We start from the raw sequence: 20,505 nt of genomic DNA on the forward strand, positions 1-20,505 counted from the left end.
CGCAGAGCCTTGGGGCGCTTGACGTACTGGCGTTCTGGGGAGGTCCGATGGCTCTGCGTTCTCTGCGTCGTCCGGTGGCGGTGGTGATCCCGGTCGCCGCGCTCGCCGCCCTCGGGCTGCCCGGCCAGGCCGACGGCGCGCCCGCCGCGCACCGTCCGGCCGCGCGGGTCACCGGCACCGCCACCCTGCCCGCCATCCCGCTGGGGACGTTCAGCAACCGCCTGCTGCCCGGCACGGTCGGGGACGACCGCGGGGTGAAGCTCGGCGGCATCGGCAGCGACATCTTCCCGGCGGGACGTCCTGGTGAGTACTGGACCGTCACCGACCGGGGACCCAACGGCCAGATCAAGGTCGGCAAGGACAAGCGGCGTACGTTCCCCGTGCCGGGGTTCGACCCGGCGATCGTCAAGTTGAAGGTCGTCGGCGACACCCTCAAGGTACTGACGTCGATCCCCGTCACGACCTCGCACGGCGCGCCCGTCACCGGGCTGTCGGACCAGGCGTCGCGGGACGAGGCGCCCTTCACCTACGACGCGTCGACCCCGCTGGCGTACAACCCGAACGGGCTCGATACCGAGGGCATCGTCCGGGCGGACGACGGCACCTTCTGGCTCGTCGACGAGTACGGCCCCTCGCTGGTCCACGTCTCGGCGAAGGGCCGGGTGCTGGTCCGCTACGTGCCCAAGGGGCTCGGGCTGACCGGTGCCGACTACCCGGTCGTCGAGTCGCTTCCGGCGATCCTGCTCCAGCGCAAGGACAACCGCGGCTTCGAAGGGCTCACCCTGCTGCCCGGCGGCGACCTGGTGATGGCCGTGCAGAGCCCGCTGTCCAACCCGGACAAGACCGCGGGCGAGACCTCGCTGACCACCCGCCTGCTGCGCTTCTCACCGCGCCACCGGGCGGTCACCGCCGAGTACGTCTACCGCTTCGACCCGGTGAACGTCGTCGACCCGAGCGAGACCGACCCCGCCGAGCTGAAGATCTCCTCGGTCGTCGCCGTCGGCCGGGACCGGCTGCTCGTCGAGGAGCGCACCGACAAGGCGGCCCGGCTGCAGCTGGTCACGCTGCGCGGCCGGGACAACGTCCTCGGCCGGTCCTGGGACGACCCCGCGACCGCGCCCTCGCTGGAGCAGCTCGCCGACCCGGCCGCGGCCGGGGTGCCGGTCCTGGCCAAGAAGCTCGTCGTGGACCTGAACACGGTCCCGGGCGTGCCGCAGAAGATCGAGGGAGTCGCCGTCGTCGACCGCTCCACGCTCGTCCTGATCAACGACAACGACTTCGGCATGACGGACGGCCCGGGAGCGTTCGACGCCGCCGGACGCCTGGTCGACAGCGGTGTGCGGACTACCCTGGTACGTGTACGGCTGGACCGGCCGCTGCCCTGGTGAGCCGGATCCGGGAACCAGGACGGACCACTGGGCGTTCTTCCTGACAAGCGCGGCATGTGCCGCGGACGGAGGCGGGGAAGATGTCCAATCGTGCGAAGCTCGCCATCGGCGGAGTGGGCATAGGGATCGTCCTGCTGATTCTGGGCGTCCCCTTCTGGCTCGCACTGCTGGTGGTCATCGGTGTTCCGGTGGCCGCGTATCTGACGCTCGATCCCTCGCAGCGGCGTCGGCTCAAGAGGATCTCCCGCCGGGAAATAGGCCGCTGACCTGCCCCTCGCCGAGAGTAGGGTGATCGTGGAATCATCCACCGGTCGAGGGGGCAACGGCTCATGGGCGGGACGGTCACGGCGGTCAGCCGCAGTGCGGAGCACCACTTCACCAAGCCGAACGAGGAGAGCATCCGGCTGCTCGCCGGTCTCGGTGTGGAGGGCGACGCCCACTTGGGCGTGACGGTCCAGCACCGGTCCCGCGTTGCCCAGGACCCGACACAGCCCAACCTGCGCCAGGTCCATCTGATCCACGCCGAGCTCTTCGACGAGCTGCGGACCGCCGGTTACGACGTCGCCCCCGGCGACCTGGGCGAGAACATCACCACCCGTCAGCTGGACCTGCTCGGCCTGCCGGTCGGCGCCCGGCTGCGGCTCGGTGCGGAGGCGGTCGTCGAGATCACCGGACTGCGCAACCCGTGCCTGCAGATCGAGCACTTCCGCACCGGCCTGCTCAAGGAAGTCGTCTTCCGCGACGAGGCGGGCGAGCTGATCCGCAGGGCAGGGATCATGGGCATCGTGCTCTCCGAGGGCGAGGTGCACCCCGGCGACCCGATCGAGGTCGAACTGCCCGAGGGCCCGCACCGGCCGCTGGAGCGTGTGTGACATGGCGGAAGCGGAAACGGCCGCCGGCGCCCGGTCCGTCGAGGACCTGATCGAGTACGCCCGGCTCGGCCGGCGCGTCAAGTACGTCCACTTCTGGGGCCATCAGCCGCAGCGCGACGGCAGCGTCGGCGCCGGTTGCTTCAGCCAGTGGTGGCCGTCGCCCTTCACCGTGAACGGCGTCGAGTACGCCACCGCCGAGCACTGGATGATGGCCGGCAAGGCCCGCCTCTTCGGCGACGCGGAGGCGGAGCGCGCCGCCGTGACGGCCGTTCACCCCAAGGCCGCCAAGGCCGCGGGGCGTTCGGTGCGCGGTTTCGACGACGCGACCTGGCAGCGGGAGCGCTTCGAGCTCGTCGTCGAGGGCAGCGTGGCCAAGTTCGGGCAACACCCCGAACTACGCGACTACTTGCTCGGCACGAACGAGCGGGTGCTCGTCGAGGCCAGTCCGCTCGACCGGATCTGGGGCATCGGACTGGCCGGCGACGACGAACGCGCCCAGGACCCGGCCCGCTGGCGCGGCCTCAACCTGCTCGGCTTCGCGCTCATGGAGGCCCGCACCCGGCTCGCGGCGGATCCGGCGCACCCGTCGGACGCTCGGACCTGACGGCTACGGGCCGGTGACGGGGGCGCTGCCGTCACCGTTCCCGTCGTCGGTCTCCGCCTCGGTGGCGGCGGGCCCGAGATGGCCGGCCGCCGACCGGCCGGCGGCCGCGACGCGTACGTAGTCCTCGATGGCGGCGTCGAGACCCACGTCGTGCTGGGCCTGCTCGGACAGGAACCAGCGGTGCTCCAGGAGCTCGTGGAACACCTGGGCGGTGTCCAGGGAGGCCCGCAGCTCCTGCGGGACCGCCCGGACCGTCGGCCGGAAGACCTCGCGGACCCAGCGGTGCGCGAGGACCTCAGGACGCGCGCCGAGCGGGTCGCCCGGCGTGTAGTCGTCCTGCGAGGCCATCCAGGTCTCCAGGTCGTTCAGGAGGCTGCGCGCCTGGTTCTCCTCGGCGTCCATGCCGGTCAGCCGCAGCAACTGCCGCTGGTGGTGGCCCGCGTCGACGACCTTGGGGAGGAACGTGACGGCGTCGCCGTCCGGCGACCGCTGGATCTGCATCTCGGCCACGTCGAAGCCGAGTTCGTTCAGGCGGCGGATGCGCCGGTCGATGTAGTGCCGCTTGCCGACCGGATAGACCGACTCCCGGGTCAGCTCGTGCCACAGTTCCTCGTACCGGTCGGCGATCGCCTGGCCGAACAGGACCGGGTCGACCGACGGGTGCAGCGAGCCGCCCGCCTCCAGGTCCATCAGCTCGCCCGAGATGTTCACCCGGGCGACCTCGATGTCGTACTCGCGCTGCCCGCGCGTCAGCTTCGGCTGGATCTGGCCGGTCTCGGCGTCCACCAGATAGGCGGCGTACGCTCCGGCGTCCCGCCGGAAGAGCGTGTTGGAGAGGCTGCAGTCGCCCCACGCGAAGCCGGTCAGATGCAGCCGGACCAGCAGCACGGCCAGGGCGTCGAGGAGCCTGCTGACGGTGCCGGGCCGCATCGTCGTCTCGAACATCGACCGGTAGGGCAGCGAACCGTTGAGGTGCCGGGTGATCAGTACCGGCTCCAGCGGCTCCCCGTCCGCGTTGGTGCGGCCGGTCACCACCGCGACCGGGTCGACCGCGGGTATCGCCATCCGGTCGAGATCGCGCAGCAGCCCGTACTCGCGCACGGCGGCCCACTCGCCGACCTCCTTCACCGCGACGACCTCGTCGCCGGCGCGGGCGAACCGCACCACGTGGCGCGAGATGCCGCGCGGCAGGGCGACCAGGTACTCGTCGGGCCACTCCTCCAGCGGGATGCCCCAGGGCAGGTCGAGGAGGGCCGCCGGGTGTTCGGGCGCGGTCGCGGTGATCTGCAGCTCCATGACGCACCAGTGTGCGGCAGCCTCGGCGCGCCCGGACAGGCGGGTCGGGGAAACTCTCGGGGGCCGGGTTCCGTTGAGTGATCATGCGGTGGCGCGGGTCGCGGTGGCCGCGGAGGCTGACAAGGAGCGTGGGAGACATGGCGGAACGACTGGTCGTCATCGGCGGGGACGCGACAGGGATGTCGGCCGCCTCGCAGGCACGCCGGCGCCGGGGCCCCGACGACCTGGAGATCATCGCCTTCGAGCGCGGTCATCACACGTCCTACTCGGCCTGCGGCATCCCGTACTGGATCGGTGGCGAGGTCGACGGGGCGGACGCGCTGGTCGCGCGGACCGCCGCCGAGCACCGCGAGCGCGGGATTGACCTGCGGCTCGGCACCGAGGCCGTCGGGATCGACCTCGACCGGCGGCGGGTGCGCACCCGGGAAGTGGCGGGCGGCGCCGAGTCCTGGACCGGGTTCGACCAGCTCGTCATCGCCACCGGCGCCGTCCCCACCCGGCCGCGGATTCCCGGCATCGACGCGGACGGGGTGCACGGCGTGCAGACCCTGGACGACGGTGAGGCCGTGCTGCGCACCCTGGAACGCGGCGGCGCACGGCGGGCCGTGGTCGTCGGAGGCGGCTACATCGGCGTCGAGATGGCCGAGGCCATGATCCGCCGCGGGCTGGAGGTCACCATGGTCGACCGGGGCGAGCAGCCGATGTCCACGCTCGACCCCGACATGGGCCGGCTCGTGCGCGCGGCGATGGAGGGCATGGGCATCGAGGTGGTGTCCGGCGCGGAGGTGCGCAAGGTGCTCACCGGGGACGACGGCCGGGTGCGGGCGGTCGCGACCGAGGACGCCGAGTACCCGGCCGACGTCGTGGTGCTCGGGCTCGGCGTCCGGCCCAACACCGCGCTCGCCCGGGACGCGGGCCTCGCCCTCGGCGAGCACGACGGGCTGCTCACCGACCTGGCGATGCGGGTGCACGGCGCGGAGGGCGTCTGGGCCGGCGGCGACTGCGTCGAGGTCCTCAACCTGGTCTCCGGCACCCACCAGCACATCGCGCTGGGCACGCACGCGAACAAGCACGGACGGGTCATCGGCATCAACATCGGCGGCGGGTACGCCACCTTCCCCGGCGTCGTCGGTACCGCGGTCAGCAAGGTCTGCGACGTCGAGATCGCCCGCACCGGTCTGAAGGAGTCGCAGGCGCGGGCCGCGGGGCTGCGCTTCGTCACCGCCGTCATCGAGTCCAGCAGCAGGGCCGGTTACTACCCGGGAGCCGCGACCATGACGGTCAAGATGCTCGCGGAACTCCGCACAGGGCGGCTGCTCGGTCTGCAGATCGTCGGACGCGAGGGCGCGGCCAAGCGCGTCGACATCGGCGCCGTCGCCCTCACCGCGGGCATGACCGTCGACGGGATGACAGCGCTCGACCTCGGATACGCGCCGCCGTTCTCTCCCGTCTGGGACCCGGTGCTGGTCGCGGCGCGCAAGGCCGCCGACAAGGTGGAGGCGGAACTGCGGGGGCACTGAGGTGCTGGTTGAGGGCGCTGGAGTATCGATATATCGATGCCGATGGGGCGGCTCGGTGCGCTCAGACGGGCCGGGCGGCCAGTCGGTTCAGCGCGTCCAGCAGGGCCGGCAGCGCCGGGCCGCGCCGGACCGGATGGACCTCGCCCGGTTCCTCGTCGAGGAGTACGAACGCCATGTCGTCGGTCCGCGCCACCAGGCTCCAACCGGGCCCGTCCGCGCGCACCGCTCCATGGGCGGCCCGGACGCGTCCGGGCGGCGGCGGTGAGCTGAGATACGCCTCCGCGCTCTCCAGCGCCCGGCGCACGCCAGCATGGTGCACGGCCAGGGCCACGGTCCCGGCGTCGTCGCTCCCGACCGCGTCGTCCGTGGCGTCCTCGTCGGCGGAGGCGTTGCCCGTGGCGTCCTCGTCCGTAGGGGCCTCGTCGGTAGCGGCTTCGGCATCGGGCGCCGCGTCCGGTGCGGTCGCCTCACCGGTCGCCTCGTCACCGGCCGTCGCGTCGCCGGGCGCTCCGTCCTCGGGCGCCGGAGCGTCCTCGGTCGTTGCTTCGTCCCCGGCCGCCACCTCGTCGACGGCGTCATCGGTGAGCTGTTCGCGCCAGGCCCACCACCGCAGTGCGATCTCGTCCGCGCCCAGCCGCCGTTGCGCCCCGCCCCAGGTCTCCAGGTCGGGCGGTGCCAGTGGCGGCCGGCCGCCCTCCTCCTCCGACGGATCGTGCGGATCGGGCACACCCGGCGCGGCGACCGCCACCGGCAGCGGCCAGCCCGGCAGGGCCGCGGCGACGTAGCGCTCGTCCGGTGAGAGGTCGTACTCCAGCCCGCAGTCCCAGGCCGCCAGCGCGCACGCGACCAGGGCCGTGTCGGTGATCGCGACGGTCCACCGGGCCCCGCCGCCGTCCTGTCCGAAGAGCAGACCGTAACCGTCCCGCGCCGGCTCCAGGCCGAGCACCTCGCAGGCCTGCGGGTAGTCGTCGGCGAGCACGCTCGGGAATTGCGCCGGCGTCAGCATCGCCGCCGTGAGCACGAACAACGCGTCGTCGTCCTGCTGCGTGTAGTCGTCCGTATCGGTCACGGGGCCCCTCCCTCTCTTCGGTCCGCGCACCTTAACCAGCGGGTAACGTCCGCGTCGATAGCGGGGCCCGCCCGGAGGAAAAACCGCTCGGAACGGAGGCGCGGCGCCCCTTACCCTGCGGGGTATGGGTGTCCACCGCACGCACTACGTCTGCCTCCCGTGCCGCGCCTCCTACAAGCAGGAGTACGGGCCGGAGCGGGCCCGGCGCTGCCCGCGCTGCGCGGCCGGGCTGATCCACGCCGGCTCCGCGTTCGCGGCGCCCCGCCGGAGCGACGCCCCGGCATGGCGGGCACTCACCGTGCTCCTCACCGCGGGGGTCGGATTCCACACGTCCTGCTGCGGCGGTCCCGGCTTCCGTCCGCGGACCCCGCGCGAGGTGCGCGAACGCCTGGCGCACGCGGCCGCCACCGGCGAACCCGTGGTGCGCGCCCTGACCCGCTACGACCTCTCCTTCACCGACCGCCGTCCCGGTAAGCCGGGTTCCCGCCCGCTGCAGCGGAGATAACCCAGGGGAGAGCGCGGACTCGGCGACGGGGAGAGGTGATTGACATGCCCGGCCTGCTGCACAGGATCGGCGACGTGTTCAGACTGCCGGTGCGAGCACCCGACCCGGCGGGTCCCGGCGACCGGGCCCCGCTGGAGCACAACCTGTTCGACGCGGCCGCGACCTATGTGGTGGCCTGCATCGCCGACGACCAGGACCGGATCGACGAGGCCGTGGGCCGAGTCGCCCCGGACGCCCTGATGTTCGGCGTCAACGAGCTCGCGCAGCGCGCGGTGCTGACGCTGGCCCGGGAACACGGAACCGAGCCGGAGATCATGGCCCGCACCTTGCTCGGCCTGCCCGCGGCGTAGGGCCGGTCCGGGGCCGTTCCCGCTACTTCGCGCCCGGATCGTCGCCCAGTTCCGTCAACGTGCCGCGCAGCCAGTCCAGTTCGGCGCGGCTGGTGGCGCGGGCGATGGTGAGGACGCCCCTGCGGTAGGGATCGTCGAGCTCCTCGGCCCGCACCGGCCGGTCGCCGTCGTAGAAGAAGCTGGCGGGCTGCTCCAGGAAGGCGAGCCGGCGGCGGAGCACCGCGGCTTCCTGGCGGGCGTCGTCGAGGTGGCGCAGGAACGCGAGGAGGGTGAACCAGCGGTTCTCGTCGCTCAGATCGAGCTCCGCGGGCTCGGCCAGCCGCCGCCGCAGTTCGGTGCGGCCCTCGGCGGTGAGGGTGAGGACATGGCGGGGAGCGGCGACCGCGCCGGGCTGTGTCTCCCGCCGGAGCCAGCCCGCCTTCTCCAGTCGTTTGATGGCCGGATACAGGGTGCTCTCGGCGACGGGCTTGACGTGCCCGGTGAGGGCGGCGATGCGTTTGCGCAGCTCATAGCCGTGCAGTGAGGCGTCGTACAGAAAACCGAGGATCGCGAGCTCCAGCATGAGGGCATTCTCCCGCATCGTCACGCGCAGCGGTGTACATCGATAGCGCTATACATCGGCACCGATGTATAGTCGCATCGTCCGGTGGACGCGTTGTCCGGCGCAGACGAAGGGGAGTCAGATCATGCGGCAGACGGAATTCGGGCCGGCGGCACAGGGAGCGGCCGGTACGGCGGAGGAGCGGCGGCCGTTCATCCGCTGGACGGAGGCGGCCGGCAACGGCCCCGCGCGGGTGTACCTGCATGGACTCGGCTCGGCCTCCGGGCCGTACTTCGCCCATGTCGCGGCGCATCCGGCGCTCGCCGGCCGGCACTCGCTCTTCGTCGATCTGCCCGGATTCGGGATCAGCGACCGGCCCGCGGACTTCGGCTACTCGCTGGAGGAGCATGCCGACGCGGTCGCCGCGGTCCTGGAAGCGGCCGGTGTGAGCGGCGCCGAGGTCGTCGGGCACAGCATGGGCGGCGCGGTCGCGATCGTCCTGGCGCACCGCCGCCCGGACCTGGTGGCCCGGCTGGTGCTCGCCGAGGCCAACCTCGACCCGAACCCGCCGGTCGGAGCCGGCAGCAGCGGTATCGCGCGGTACGAGGAGCGGGAGTTCGTGGACGGCGGTGGATTCGCCGCCGTGCTGGAGCGGGTGGGCCCGATCTGGGGAGCCACGATGCGGCTCGCCGACCCGGTGGCGCTGCACCGCACCGCCACCCGGCTGGCGCGGGGCAGCGAACCCACGATGCGGACGATGCTGCTGGCCATGGACATCCCCCGCACCTTCCTGGTGGGGGAGTTGAGCCCGGACGTCGACGGCCGGGCGGAACTGGTGGCTGCGGGTGTCGGGGTCGAGACGGTGGCGGCCGCCGGTCACAACATGATGTTCGACAACCCCGAGGCGTTCGCCGCGGTGATCGCCGGGGCCGGTTCGGCAGCGGTCAGTTCACCCGCGTAGCCACGGCCAGGTACCGGTCCTCGGAGTCGTCGTACACCGTCAGCTCCCAGCCCGCGTCGGTCAGCAGCGGGGGGAGGTTGGGCTTCGCGCGGACGTCGTCCTCGTGCAGCTCATGGCCGCGCCGGGCGGCGAGCGCGGCGCGGCCGATCGGGTGGAAGAGCGCGAGCCGGCCGCCGGGCCGGGTGACCCGGGCGAACTCGCGCAGCCCGGCCGCCGCGTCCGGCAGATGGTGCAGCAGCCCGGCGGCGAAGACGGCGTCCAGGCAGGCGTCGCGCAGCGGAAGACGGGCGCTGTCCGCCTCGATCAGCGCGCCGGAACGGTGGCGGCCGAGCGCGGTCGCCTCGTGCAGCATCTCCGGGGTCAGATCGGCGCCGATCACGGTGCCCGCCGGGCCGACGGCGGCTCGCAGCGGGGGCAGCGCGCGGCCGGTGCCGCAGCCCACGTCGAGGGCCGACCGGCCGGCTCGCAGGCCCAGTTCCGCGACGGCCGCCGCGTAGGCGGGACCGTCGTCGGGGAAGCGCTTCTCCCAGCCCACGGCCTTGGCGGCGAAGAATTCGCGGACTCGTTCACGTTCGGTCTCCATGCATCATGTTCGCATGATCACGCTGCGTTCCGCCGCTCTGTTCGTCCTTGCCGCACTGCTGGAGATCGGCGGTGCCTGGCTGATCTGGCAGGGCGTCCGCGAGCACCGCGGCTGGGCCTGGACGGTCGCGGGTGTGGTGGCCCTCGGGTGCTACGGGTTCGTCGCGACCCTGCAGCCGGACGCCGAGTTCGGACGGATCCTGGCCGCGTACGGCGGTGTGTTCGTCGCCGGTTCGCTCGTGTGGGGGATGGTGGCCGACGGCTACCGGCCCGACCGGTTCGACGTGGTGGGGGCGGTGGTCTGCCTGGTGGGAGTGGGCGTCATCATGTATGCGCCACGCAGTGGCTGAAACGTCCCGCCTGCGCGCACGTTCGAGCGTTGCGCGATCGTTCGGGGCCGGATCAGCGTACGAGACGGTCAATAACCGTCGGGTTCCGAACTGCCCGAAGGACTGCGAACATCACGGGGCTAGCGTCCCGGACCCATGGGACACATGGACCAAGCCGGCTTCGGCTGGCTGACCCCGACGCTGTCGTACGTGATGGCCTGCGTGGGCTCGACGCTCGGCCTGCGCTGCACCGTACGGGCGCTCGGCGCGACCGGCCGCTCCCGGCGCAACTGGCTGCTGACCGCGGCCAGCGCGCTCGGCACCGGCATCTGGACGATGCACTTCGTCGCGATGCTCGGCTTCCGGGTCTCCGGCACCGAGATCCGCTACAACGTGCCGCTGACCGTCCTGAGCCTGCTGATCGCCGTCGCCGTCGTGGGCGTCGGTGTGTTCATCGTCGGCTACGGGCGGGGCCGCATCCGTTCCCTGCTGGCGGGGGGCCTGGCCACCGGACTCGGCGTCGCCGCCATGCACTACGTCGGGATGGCGGCCCTGCGGCTGCACGGCACCATCGGCTACGACCCGGTGCGCGTCATGCTGTCCGTACTGATCGCGCTGGCCGCCGCCACCGCCGCGCTGTACGCGGCGCTGACGGTGCACCGGCCGGTCGTCGTGGCCGGGGCGTCGCTGGTGATGGGCGCGGCGGTGAGCAGCATGCACTACACGGGGATGTTCGCCGTGCGGGTGACGGTCCTTCCGTCGTCCGAGGTGCTGCCGGGCGCGAGTGCCACCGCGTTCCTCTTCCCCCTGGTGGTCGGCCTCGGCTCGTACCTCTTCCTGACGTCGGCGTTCGTCGCGCTCTCCCCGAGCGCCCGTGAAAGCGCCGCCTCCGCGTCGGCCCAGTCGCTGCAGGAGGGTGCGGCGTGAGCGCTCCGCGCGGCCGCCGCGCGCATGCCGGACCGCCCGCCGACGAGCGGATGTCACCGCTGGCCCTGGCCGCGGGCGCACCCCGGGCGGGGGGTTCCGGGGGTCCGGATGTCCCGTCGTGGACGGATGGGGATGCGGACGCGCCTGCCGGGGTGAACGTTTCCGCCGGAGCGAACGTTTCTGCCGGGACCGGTGGTCCGCGACGGCCCGGGGCAGGGCCGCCGGTTCGGTCGCGGTTCGTCCCGGGGCTGGTGCTGCGGCCGAGGACGGTGCGGGCGAAGATCGTCTCCATCCTCATGGTGCCCGTCGTGTCGCTGATGGCCCTGTGGGCCTTCGCCGCCGTCAACGCCGCCCAGGACGTCTCCGGCCGGCTGCGCACGCAGCAGGTCGAGAAGGAGGTCAGCGGCCCCGTCGCCGCCTCCGTCACCGCTCTGCAGGCCGAACGCCGCGCCGCCGCCCTGTACCTGGCCGCCCCGACCGCCGCCCGCGCGGCGCAGCTCGACAGCGCCGCCGCCACCACCGACCGGACGGCCGGCGCGCTGCGGCAGGGGAGCAGCCACACGATCGCCGACGGCATCGGGCTGCCCTCGGACGTCGCGCCCCGGCTGCGGACGTTCATCGACGGCGTGACCGGGCTGCGCGCGCTGCGGGCACGGGTCACGGCCCGCAGCGCCGGCTGGGACGAGACGTACCGCGGCTACTGCGACGCGATCGAGAACGCCTTCTCCGCCATCGGCGTACTGACCGCCGGCTCCGACCCGGTCCTGACCTCCGGCAGCCGTGTCGCCCTGGAGTTCGGGCGGGCGGGCGAGATGCTCGCCCGTGAGGACGCCCTGATCTCCGTCGCGGAACTCACCGGCACCCTGGACGGCCCGCGCTACCGCGACTTCACCGGTGCCGTACAGGCCCGGCGGCTGCTGCTCGACGCCTCGGCCGGTGACCTGGGGGGCGGCGGCCGCTCGTCCTGGGAGAGGCTGAGCGGCTCCGCACCGTACAGCGCACTGCTCGGCGTGGAGGACGGGGTGCTGCGCGCCGACCCAGGGCCGCGCGCCGCGGCCGCCGCGCCCGCGGGCACCTGGACGGCGGCCTCCGGACCGGTCATCGGCGGACTGCGCGCCATCGACAACCCGGCGGGCGGCGCGGCGGCCGCCTCGTCCGGCACCGACCCGATCATCCGGGGGCTGGCGAGCACCTCCGGTGCGGCGGTGCTGCTCGGCCTGCTCGCCGTCATCGTCTCGCTGATCGTCTCGGTGCGGATCGGGCGCGCCCTGGTCACCGAACTCGTCGAACTGCGCAACACCGCACTGGAACTCGCCCGCCGCAAGCTGCCGTCCGCCATGCGCCGGCTGCGCGCGGGCGAGGAGATCGACCTGGACGCCGAGGCGCCGCAGGGCACCCATGGCGCGGACGAGATCGGCCAGGTCGGCGAGGCGCTGCGGACCGTCCACCGTGCCGCGCTCACCGCCGCCGTCGAACGCGCCGAGCTGCTCAGCGGCGTCACGGGGGTCTTCGTCAACCTCGCGCGCCGCAGCCAGGTCCTCGTCCACCGCCAACTCGCGCTGCTGGACAGCATGGAGCGGCGTACGGAGGACCCCGGCGAGCTGGAGGACCTGTTCCGGCTCGACCACCTCACCACCCGCATGCGCCGGCACGCCGAAGGCCTGATCATCCTGTCCGGCGCGGCCCCTGGCCGGGCCTGGCGCCGGCCGGTGCCCCTGCAGAACGTGGTGCGGGCCGCGGTCGCCGAGGTGGAGGACTACGCGCGCGTCGAGGTGCGGCGGCTGCCGCAGGCCGCCGTCATCGGCGGCGCGGTCGCCGACCTCACCCACCTGATCGCCGAACTCGTCGAGAACGCCACCCAGTTCTCGCCGCCGCACACCAAGGTGCGGATCAGCGGTGAACAGGTCGGCAACGGATATGTGCTGGAGGTCGAGGACCGCGGGCTGGGCATGGGCGGCGGGGCGCTCGAAGAGGCCAACCGGCGGATCGCCCGCGCCCAGGCACTGGACCTGTTCGACAGCGACCGGCTCGGGCTGTTCGTGGTGAGCAGGCTCGCCGCCCGGCACGACGTCAAGGTCTCGCTGCGCCCGTCCCCGTACGGCGGGACGACGGCCGTCGTGCTGCTGCCCACCGCGCTCATCGAGCGCTACGTTCCCGACCCGGCCCCCGCCCGCCGCGCCGCCGAGCGCAACCGCGCCCAGCGCGCCCACCGCGAGGACCCGGTCGTCGTCCGGCCGCTTCCGTCGCGGAACGGTGCGGAGTCGCGGAACGGCAGGGCGTTGGAGAACGGGAAGGCGTTGGGAAACGGTAGAGCTTTCGGGAACGGCAAGGGGCTGGGGAACGGCGACGAGCGGGACGACGGGTCCGCGGAGCCGGTCGTGGTCCGCGGGTCCGCCGCCTCGTCCGCGCATCCGCCGCCGGGTCCGGACGGCCCTGCCGGCCCTGCCGGCCCTGCCGGTCCTGCCGCACCGGCCGCCCCCGTGGGTCCGGCGGCGAACGGCACCGCGCACGGCGACGACGATCTGCCGCGCCGGGTACGGAAGGCGAACCTCGCCCCGCAACTGCTGGAGCGACCCGCTCCGGAGCGGGACGGCCATGCGCCGGGCAACGGGTCGGACGGTGAGTCGGAGGACGCGGGCGGGCGTACTCCTGAGCAGATCCGCGCCATCATGACCGCGTACCGCAGCGGTTGGGCGCGCGGCGGTGGCCGTCCGGCCGGCCGCCCGGCGTCGAACGAGGGAGACCCGGCATGATCGAGGCGAACCGTTCCGGCCGGCTGGACTGGCTGCTGGACGAGCTGACGGACCGGGCGGCCGGGGTGCGGCACGCCGTGGTCCTGTCCAACGACGGTCTGGCGGTGGGCGCCTCACGGGCGCTGAGCCGCGAGGACGCCGAGCATCTGGCGGCGGTCGCGTCCGGATTCCACAGCCTAGCCAAGGGCGCCGGCCGGCATTTCGCCGCCGGTGACGTACGGCAGACCATGGTCGAACTGGACGGCGGCTTCCTCTTCGTGGCCGCCGCGGGCGAGGGGTCGTGCCTCGCGGTCTTCGCGACCGCCGGGGCCGACGTCGGGCTGGTCGCCTACGAGATGGCCCGGCTCGTCAAACAGGTCGGCGAGCATCTGCGGACGCCCGCCCGGCCGGACTCCGACACCACGGCAGGCGGCTGAGCACGGATGGACGGCCGCTGGTACGACGACGAGGCGGGCCCGATGGTCCGTTCCTACGCCCTGACCGGCGGCCGGACCCGGGGAGACGGCGGCAGCGCGCATCTCGACCTGATCGCGCAGGTCGTCGCCGAACCGGGCGCGGAGCCCGGCGCCGCAGGCGACCCGGCCCTGGCCCCGGAACACGGCACGATCCTCGCCCTGTGCCGGACCGATCCGCTGTCGGTCGCGGAGATCGCGGCCGACTCCGACCTGCCGGTGGGCGTCGTACGCGTCCTGCTGGGCGACCTGCTCACGCTGGGATGGGTCCGGGTGCGCCGGCCGGTGGCGCCCGCCGAACTTCCCGGCGAAGACATTCTGCGAGAGGTGATCGATGGACTTCGGGCGCTCTGAACAACCGGGCAGGCGTGATGAGCCCGCGCTGGCGTTGAAGATTCTGGTCGCGGGCGGCTTCGGGGTCGGCAAGACCACCCTGGTGGGAGCCGTCAGCGAGATCCGGCCGCTGCGCACCGAGGAATCGCTCAGCGAGGCGGGCCGGGGAGTGGACGACACCGGTGGGGTGGAACGCAAGACCACCACCACGGTCGCCATGGACTTCGGGCGGATCACGATCCGGGCGGGGCTGTCGCTCTATCTCTTCGGCACCCCTGGGCAGGATCGTTTCTGGTTTCTGTGGGACGAGCTGTCCCACGGCGCGCTGGGCGCCGTCGTGCTGGCCGACACCCGCCGGCTGGAGGACTGCTTCCCCGCAGTCGACTTCTTCGAGCACCGCGGCATCCCCTTCGCGGTCGGCGTCAACTGCTTCTCCGGCGCGCGCTCCTACCGGCCCGAGGACGTCTCACGGGCCCTGGACCTGACGGAGGGGACGCCGGTCGTGCTGTGCGACGCGCGGGACCGTGAATCCGGCAAGGACGTGCTCATCGCCCTGGTCGAGCACGCCGAACGGATGCACGCCGAGCGTCAGCTGCGACGGGTCGGCTGACGGGACCCACCGGTGGGGCCGCTGGTGGGGTTATTGGTGAGGTCTGTTGGTGGGGGCTGTTGGTGAGGGCGGGCAGGCCATCCCGGTGGGGCCCGCTGCCGGATACCGATGCCGGTCGTGACCCGATGGGGACTTGCCGTAGCGCGCTGTTCAGGACAGTCTCGTACCGCAGTCGATACGGGGAGGCCGGGAATGACGGTGGGCAATGGACTCGCATGGCTGTTGGACGACCTGACGGAGCGGGTGCCGCATGTGCAGCACGCGCTCGTACTGTCCAACGACGGCCTGGTGACCGGGGCCAGCGGCAGTCTGGACCGGCCGACGGCCGAGCATCTGGCGGCCGTTTCGTCCGGGTTCCACAGCCTTGCGAAGGGTGCCGGCCGGCAGTTCCGGGTCGGTGGAGTGCGCCAGACGATGGTGGAGTTCGACGAGGGCTACCTCTTCGTGACCGCGGCCGGCGACGGCAGTTGTCTGTCGGTGCTGAGCGGTATGGAGGCCGACGTCGGGCAGGTCGCCTATGAGATGACGCTGCTCGTGCACCGGGTGGGCGAGCACCTCGGGGTCGCGCCCCGGCAGCCAGGGATCACGCCTACCGGAGGGTGAGCCTGCGGGCCGTTGATGTTTGCTGCCGCAGGCGGTGTGCCGGTGGGGGCGGAGTTATCCACAGGCCACGTGGTTGGGTCATCGGGCTGCGCTACATTCGTCACTGTCAGTAGTCGAGGCGGTGGGGGAAGTCATGGTGGTACGGGAGTCACTCGCGGTCGGGGTCGCCGTCGCAGCGGCAGCGGCAGCGGCAGCGGCAGTCGGTAAGGAATCGCCTGCGGGCGGGGCGCCGGCGGGCGAAGCGCTCGGGATGAACCGGGCCAGGGAAGAACTGGAACTGGAAACGGGGGAGTTCGAGCTGGCCGTCCAGCTCGGCGAGGTCCGGGCCGTACCGGCCGGGCCGGGCCGCAGGCGCGTCATGCGCGAGGAGGTCGACCGGCTGCGAGCGGCCGAGGGCTTCCCGCAGGCGCTGCGCGACCGGCTGCGCGTGGTCGGCAGCGGCGATGGAGCGGAGCTCATCGGGGTCAGCCGCGACCGCTTCGTCAAGCTGGCGAAGGGCGGCTTCATCCGGCCGGTCCGCTGGTACGTCAACCGCTACCGGGCCGTCGTCTGGATGTATCTGGCCGACGAGATCGGGCAGTACGCCCGGGACCATCCTGAAGCGCTGCACGGCAGGCTGCCGGTAACGCTGCGTGGCGCTCTGGATGACGGCGCGGACCACCGGGCACGTGGCTGGCGGGCCCGCAGGGCCGGGCAGTTGGTGCGGGACGCGGCCGACGCCTGGGAGGAGGCGGCGGTCTGGGCGGCGCTGCTCGGCACCGACGGCGCGGCCGAGGTGGTGCCGGATCTGTACGAACGGGCCTATCTGCGCAGGTTGCGGTCCGGTCTGCCACCGGGCAGGCCCGGAGAGTTCGCCTCCCGTGAACTGATCGACGCGGCGGTCACCGCGGACCATCCGGACGAGATCGCCCTGGCCCGGCTCTCCCTGGCCGAGGCTCTCGACCGCGCCCGGCAGGCCCGTCCGGCCCCCCGCCCGGCACCGGCCGCGGAGCGGGAGCCACGCCCGGCCCCTGCAGTGGGACCGGAGCCGGAGCCGGGGCCGGGTCCCGAGCACGAACCCGACCACGAACCCGAGCGCGAACCGCAGTTGCGGCCGCGGCCGGAACCTGCGCCGGAGCCGTGTTCCGAGCGTGGGCCGGAGCCGCGCCCGCGCCGGGGCTGGCGGTTGCAGCGGCCCGGGGACAGCGCGGGGACCCGCCGCCGGAAGAAGCTGTTCCGGCGTCCCTGAACGGCGGCGCCTGCTGCCGCCTGCCGCTGCCGCGTGGGGTGCTGGTCAGCCGCCGATCTTGCGGAAGAGCCCTTCCTGCATCACGGAGACCAGCAGCCGGCCCGAGCGGTCGTAGATCTGGCCGCGGGCCAGGCCGCGGGCGCCGGTCGCGATCGGGGACTCCTGCTCGTAGAGGAACCACTCGTCGGTGCGGAAGGGGCGGTGGAACCACATCGCGTGGTCGAGGGAGGCCATGTCGAAGCCGCGGGGGCCCCACAGCGGTTCGACCGGTACCCGCACCGCGTCGAGCAGCATCATGTCGCTCGCGTACGTGAGCGCGCACGTGTGCACCAGCGGATCGTCGCCCAGCGGTCCCACCGCGCGCATCCACACCGCGCTGCGCGGTTCGGCGCCCTCGATCTCCTCGGGCGTCCAGCGCAACCGCTCGACGTAGCGGATGTCGAACGGCTGGCGGCGGGCCATCCGCTCCAGCGACTCGGGCAGTACCCCCAGATGCTCGCGCAGCTCGTCGCCCAGCTTCGGGAGACTCTCGGGCTCGGGTACATCGGGCATCGGGATCTGGTGCTCGAAGCCCGGTTCCGGCTGATGGAAGGAGGCGGTCAGATTGAAGATCGTGCGACCCTGCTGGATCGCCACCACCCGCCGGGTGGTGAACGACCGGCCGTCACGCACCCGTTCGACCTGGTACACGATCGGCACACCCGGCCGGCCGGGCCGCAGGAAGTACGCGTGCAGCGAGTGCACCGGCCGCTCGCCGTCCGTGGTGCGGCCGGCCGCGACCAGTGCCTGCCCCGCGACCTGCCCGCCGAACACCCGCTGCAGCCGCTCCTCGGGGCTGCGGCCGCGGAAGATGTTCTCCTCGATCCGCTCCAGGTCGAGCAGATCCACCAGCCGCTCGGCGGGGTTGGTCATCGGAACTCCCTCGTGTCGTGCCCGGTCACAGCTCGCCGACGGTCGTCACACGGATGATCGCCCGGCCCTCCTCGTCGGAAGCTGCCAGATCGACCTCGGCGGAGATACCCCAGCCATGGTCGCCGTTGGGGTCCGCGAACGTCTGGCGGACCCGCCAGAGCGCGTGCTCCGGCTGCTCCTCGATCTGCAGCAGCTTCGGGCCGCGGGCGTCGGGGCCGGTGCCCAGGTCGTCGTACTCGTCCCAGTACGCGTCCATCGCCTCCGCCCACGCGTCGGCGTCCCAGCCCGACTCGGCGTCCAGCTCGGCCAGCACGTTGTACTTCTCCAGCGCCGCCAGCTCGACCCGGCGGAACATGGCGTTGCGCACCAGCACCCGGAAGGCTCGGGCGTTGGCGGTGACCGGCTTGACCTGGTCGGCGCGTTCGGCGGCCTGCTCGGCCGTCTCGACCTCGGGGTTGGCGAGCTGCTCCCACTCGTCCAGCAGGCTGGAGTCGACCTGGCGCACCAGCTCGCCGAGCCACGCGGTCAGGTCCTGGAGGTCCTCGGACTTCAGATCGTCCGGGACGGTGTGTTCCAGGGCCTTGTACGCGCCCGCCAGGTAGCGCAGCACGATCCCCTCGGTGCGGGCCAGTTCGTAGTGCGAGGTGAACTCGGAGAACGTCATGGCGCGCTCGTACATGTCGCGCACGATCGACTTGGGGGACAGCGGGTGGTCGCCCACCCACGGGTGGCTCTGCCGGTAGATGCCGTAGGCGTGGGAGAGCAGTTCCTCCAGCGGCTTGGGGTACGTGACCTCCTGCAGCCGCTCCATCCGCTCCTCGTACTCGACCCCGTCGGCCTTCATCAGCCCGATCGCCTCACCGCGCGCCTTGTTCTGCTGCGCGGCCAGGATCTGGCGGGGGTCGTCGAGCGTGGACTCGACGACGGAGACCATGTCCAGGGCGTACGACGGCGACTCCTTGTCGAGCAGCTCGAAGGAGGCCAGCGCGAACGTCGACAGTGGCTGGTTCAGCGCGAAGTCCGACTGGAGGTCGACGGTGAGCCGGACGATGCGGCCCTCCGCGTCCGGTTCGGCCAGCCGCTCCACGACGCCGCCCGCCTCGAGGGAACGGTAGATGGCGATGGCCCGCCGGATGTGCCGCAGCTGGTTGCGCCGCGACTCGTGGTTGTCCTCCAGCAGGTGCCGCATCGCCTCGAAGGCGTTGCCCGGCCGGGCGATCACCGACAGCAGCATGGTGTGGGTGACCCGGAAGCGGGAGGTGAGCGGCTCGGGGTCGGAGGCGATCAGCTTCTCGAAGGTCGCGTCGGACCAGTTGACGAAGCCCTCGGGAGCCTTCTTGCGGACCACCTTGCGGAGCTTCTTCGGGTCGTCCCCGGCCTTGGCGACGGCCTTCTTGTTCTCGATGACGTGCTCGGGCGCCTGCGCGACGACGAAGCCCGCGGTGTCGAACCCGGCACGGCCGGCCCGCCCGGCGATCTGGTGGAACTCCCGGGCCCGCAGGGTGCGGACCCGTGTGCCGTCGTACTTCGTCAGGGCGGTGAAGAGCACGGTCCTGATCGGCACGTTGACGCCGACACCGAGGGTGTCAGTACCGCAGATGACCTTCAGCAGGCCCGCCTGCGCGAGCTTCTCCACCAGCCGCCGGTACTTCGGCAGCATGCCCGCGTGGTGCACGCCGATGCCGTGCCGGACGAACCGGGAGAGATTGCGGCCGAAGGTGGTGGTGAAGCGGAAATTGCCGATCAGGTCGGCGATGGCGTCCTTCTCGGCGCGTGTGCACATGTTGATGCTCATCAGTGCCTGCGCCCGCTCGACGGCCGCCGCCTGGGTGAAGTGCACGATGTAGACGGGCGACTGCCGGGTCTCCAGCAGCTCCGTCAGCGTCTCCGTCAGTGGTGTCGTCACGTACTCGTAGGAGAGCGGCACCGGCCGGGTCGCGGAACGCACGACGGTCGTCGGGCGTCCCGTGCGGCGGGTGAGGTCCTCCTCGAAGCGGGACATGTCGCCGAGGGTCGCGGACATCAGCACGAACTGGGCCTGCGGAAGCTCCAGCAGCGGGATCTGCCAGGCCCAGCCGCGGTCCGGTTCCGCGTAGAAGTGGAACTCGTCCATGACGACCTGGCCGACATCGGCGTTCCGGCCGTCGCGCAGCGCTATCGAGGCGAGCACCTCGGCCGTGCAGCAGATGACCGGTGCGTCCGCGTTCACCGAGGCGTCGCCGGTCAGCATGCCGACGTTCTCGGTGCCGAAGAGCTTGCAGAGGTCGAAGAACTTCTCCGACACCAGCGCCTTGATCGGAGCGGTGTAGAAGGTGACCTGGTCCTTCGCCAGCGCGGCGAAGTGCGCCCCCGCCGCGACCAGGCTCTTCCCGGAGCCGGTCGGGGTCGAAAGGATCACGTTCGCCCCGGAGACGACCTCGATCAGCGCCTCCTCCTGAGCGGGGTAGAGGGTGATGCCCTGGCTCTCCGCCCAGGTCGAGAAGGCTTCGTACAGGGCATCGGGGTCGGCCTCGGGAGGCAGCTGATCAATGAGGGTCACCCCACCATCTTGCCTGGCTTCGGGCCCCGCGGCGGAACCGGCGGTAATACGGAAGATCGCCAACGGTATGGTGTGCCGTCGACTGGGCGTCAACTCCGCCTGCGGGCGGGCCGAAAGGGGCGGGGCACCAC

22 protein-coding genes are annotated in these 20,505 nt (G+C 72.5%); 16 read left to right on the forward strand and 6 right to left on the reverse strand.

The window, feature by feature from the left end; translation table 11 throughout:
• Positions 1–47 precede the first annotated feature (47 nt).
• The 4 genes from O3W51_RS26310 (at position 48) to O3W51_RS26325 (ending at position 2,864) form a co-directional block, all read left to right on the forward strand.
• Positions 48–1,388 carry an esterase-like activity of phytase family protein gene (locus O3W51_RS26310; RefSeq protein WP_269287469.1) on the forward strand — a complete coding sequence of 447 codons (1,341 nt, stop codon included), beginning with the start codon at positions 48–50 and terminating at the stop codon, positions 1,386–1,388.
• An 80-nt stretch (positions 1,389–1,468) separates the two neighbouring features.
• On the forward strand, positions 1,469–1,654 hold the full coding sequence (locus O3W51_RS26315; RefSeq protein ID WP_138353079.1) for a hypothetical protein: 186 nt from the start codon (positions 1,469–1,471) through the stop codon (positions 1,652–1,654).
• A gap of 63 nt (positions 1,655–1,717) precedes the next feature.
• The gene (locus O3W51_RS26320) at positions 1,718–2,260 is read left to right on the forward strand and encodes an MOSC domain-containing protein (protein WP_138353080.1); all 543 of its coding nucleotides are present in this window, start codon (positions 1,718–1,720) and stop codon (positions 2,258–2,260) included.
• 1 nt (position 2,261) lies between these two features.
• A complete protein-coding gene (locus O3W51_RS26325) occupies positions 2,262–2,864 on the forward strand; it encodes an NADAR family protein (RefSeq protein ID WP_138353081.1) in 603 nt (200 codons plus the stop codon).
• A 3-nt stretch (positions 2,865–2,867) separates the two neighbouring features.
• On the opposite strand, the gene O3W51_RS26330 is transcribed toward O3W51_RS26325, so the two are convergent.
• Positions 2,868–4,160, reverse strand: a complete 1,293-nt coding sequence (locus O3W51_RS26330) for a DUF4032 domain-containing protein (protein ID WP_138353082.1) — start codon at positions 4,158–4,160, stop codon at positions 2,868–2,870.
• A gap of 137 nt (positions 4,161–4,297) precedes the next feature.
• Between O3W51_RS26330 and O3W51_RS26335 the strand changes: the two genes are divergently transcribed.
• A complete protein-coding gene (locus O3W51_RS26335) occupies positions 4,298–5,680 on the forward strand; it encodes an FAD-dependent oxidoreductase (RefSeq protein ID WP_164294292.1) in 1,383 nt (460 codons plus the stop codon).
• 61 nt (positions 5,681–5,741) lie between these two features.
• Here the strand turns inward: O3W51_RS26335 and O3W51_RS26340 are convergent, their stop codons facing one another.
• Entirely contained in the window at positions 5,742–6,749 is a 1,008-nt protein-coding gene (locus O3W51_RS26340) for a hypothetical protein (protein WP_443048338.1), read from the reverse strand.
• 124 nt (positions 6,750–6,873) lie between these two features.
• Between O3W51_RS26340 and O3W51_RS26345 the strand changes: the two genes are divergently transcribed.
• Positions 6,874–7,254, forward strand: coding sequence for a deoxyxylulose-5-phosphate synthase (locus tag O3W51_RS26345; RefSeq protein ID WP_138353085.1), 381 nt, complete (start codon positions 6,874–6,876; stop codon positions 7,252–7,254).
• Between the two features lie 44 nt (positions 7,255–7,298).
• Positions 7,299–7,604, forward strand: coding sequence for a hypothetical protein (locus O3W51_RS26350; protein WP_232485046.1), 306 nt, complete (start codon positions 7,299–7,301; stop codon positions 7,602–7,604).
• Positions 7,605–7,626: 22 nt separating this feature from the next.
• Here the strand turns inward: O3W51_RS26350 and O3W51_RS26355 are convergent, their stop codons facing one another.
• Positions 7,627–8,166: a PadR family transcriptional regulator gene (locus O3W51_RS26355; RefSeq protein ID WP_138353129.1), complete on the reverse strand. Its 540-nt coding sequence runs from the start codon at positions 8,164–8,166 to the stop codon at positions 7,627–7,629.
• A 124-nt stretch (positions 8,167–8,290) separates the two neighbouring features.
• Here O3W51_RS26355 and O3W51_RS26360 point away from each other — a divergent pair, with 124 nt between their 5' ends.
• Positions 8,291–9,106, forward strand: coding sequence for an alpha/beta fold hydrolase (locus tag O3W51_RS26360; protein WP_138353086.1), 816 nt, complete (start codon positions 8,291–8,293; stop codon positions 9,104–9,106).
• On the opposite strand, the gene O3W51_RS26365 is transcribed toward O3W51_RS26360, so the two are convergent.
• Positions 9,090–9,689, reverse strand: coding sequence for a class I SAM-dependent methyltransferase (locus tag O3W51_RS26365; RefSeq protein ID WP_138353087.1), 600 nt, complete (start codon positions 9,687–9,689; stop codon positions 9,090–9,092). The genes O3W51_RS26360 and O3W51_RS26365 overlap by 17 nt on opposite strands.
• Before the next feature lie 13 nt (positions 9,690–9,702).
• Between O3W51_RS26365 and O3W51_RS26370 the strand changes: the two genes are divergently transcribed.
• From O3W51_RS26370 to O3W51_RS26405, 8 genes are all read left to right on the forward strand, one after another.
• Complete coding sequence (locus tag O3W51_RS26370) at positions 9,703–10,038, forward strand: YnfA family protein (RefSeq protein ID WP_138353088.1); 336 nt, start codon at positions 9,703–9,705, stop codon at positions 10,036–10,038.
• A gap of 135 nt (positions 10,039–10,173) precedes the next feature.
• On the forward strand, positions 10,174–10,944 hold the full coding sequence (locus tag O3W51_RS26375) for an MHYT domain-containing protein (RefSeq protein ID WP_138353089.1): 771 nt from the start codon (positions 10,174–10,176) through the stop codon (positions 10,942–10,944).
• 269 nt (positions 10,945–11,213) lie between these two features.
• Entirely contained in the window at positions 11,214–13,697 is a 2,484-nt protein-coding gene (locus O3W51_RS26380) for a nitrate- and nitrite sensing domain-containing protein (protein ID WP_443048339.1), read from the forward strand.
• Entirely contained in the window at positions 13,694–14,113 is a 420-nt protein-coding gene (locus O3W51_RS26385) for a roadblock/LC7 domain-containing protein (protein ID WP_138353090.1), read from the forward strand. Before O3W51_RS26380 ends, O3W51_RS26385 begins: the two co-directional genes overlap by 4 nt.
• A 6-nt stretch (positions 14,114–14,119) precedes the next feature.
• A complete protein-coding gene (locus O3W51_RS26390; protein ID WP_269287473.1) occupies positions 14,120–14,503 on the forward strand; it encodes a DUF742 domain-containing protein in 384 nt (127 codons plus the stop codon).
• Positions 14,484–15,092 (forward strand): GTP-binding protein, encoded by a 609-nt coding sequence (locus O3W51_RS26395; protein WP_138353092.1) that lies wholly within the window; start codon positions 14,484–14,486, stop codon positions 15,090–15,092. The genes O3W51_RS26390 and O3W51_RS26395 overlap by 20 nt, the downstream gene beginning before the upstream one ends.
• A gap of 192 nt (positions 15,093–15,284) precedes the next feature.
• Positions 15,285–15,695, forward strand: coding sequence for a roadblock/LC7 domain-containing protein (locus O3W51_RS26400; RefSeq protein WP_138353093.1), 411 nt, complete (start codon positions 15,285–15,287; stop codon positions 15,693–15,695).
• 133 nt (positions 15,696–15,828) lie between these two features.
• Positions 15,829–16,923 carry a DUF6397 family protein gene (locus tag O3W51_RS26405; RefSeq protein WP_269287474.1) on the forward strand — a complete coding sequence of 365 codons (1,095 nt, stop codon included), beginning with the start codon at positions 15,829–15,831 and terminating at the stop codon, positions 16,921–16,923.
• Positions 16,924–16,968: 45 nt separating this feature from the next.
• Here O3W51_RS26405 and O3W51_RS26410 read toward each other — a convergent pair whose 3' ends face one another.
• Both O3W51_RS26410 and O3W51_RS26415 read right to left on the reverse strand, forming a co-directional pair.
• Positions 16,969–17,835, reverse strand: a complete 867-nt coding sequence (locus O3W51_RS26410) for an acyl-CoA thioesterase (protein ID WP_138353095.1) — start codon at positions 17,833–17,835, stop codon at positions 16,969–16,971.
• A gap of 25 nt (positions 17,836–17,860) precedes the next feature.
• Positions 17,861–20,374 (reverse strand): DEAD/DEAH box helicase, encoded by a 2,514-nt coding sequence (locus O3W51_RS26415; RefSeq protein ID WP_138353096.1) that lies wholly within the window; start codon positions 20,372–20,374, stop codon positions 17,861–17,863.
• Positions 20,375–20,505: the final 131 nt, after the last annotated feature.

The organism is Streptomyces sp. H39-C1 (genome assembly GCF_027158125.1).
Taxonomy (GTDB): Bacteria; Actinomycetota; Actinomycetes; order Streptomycetales; family Streptomycetaceae; genus Actinacidiphila; species Actinacidiphila fildesensis.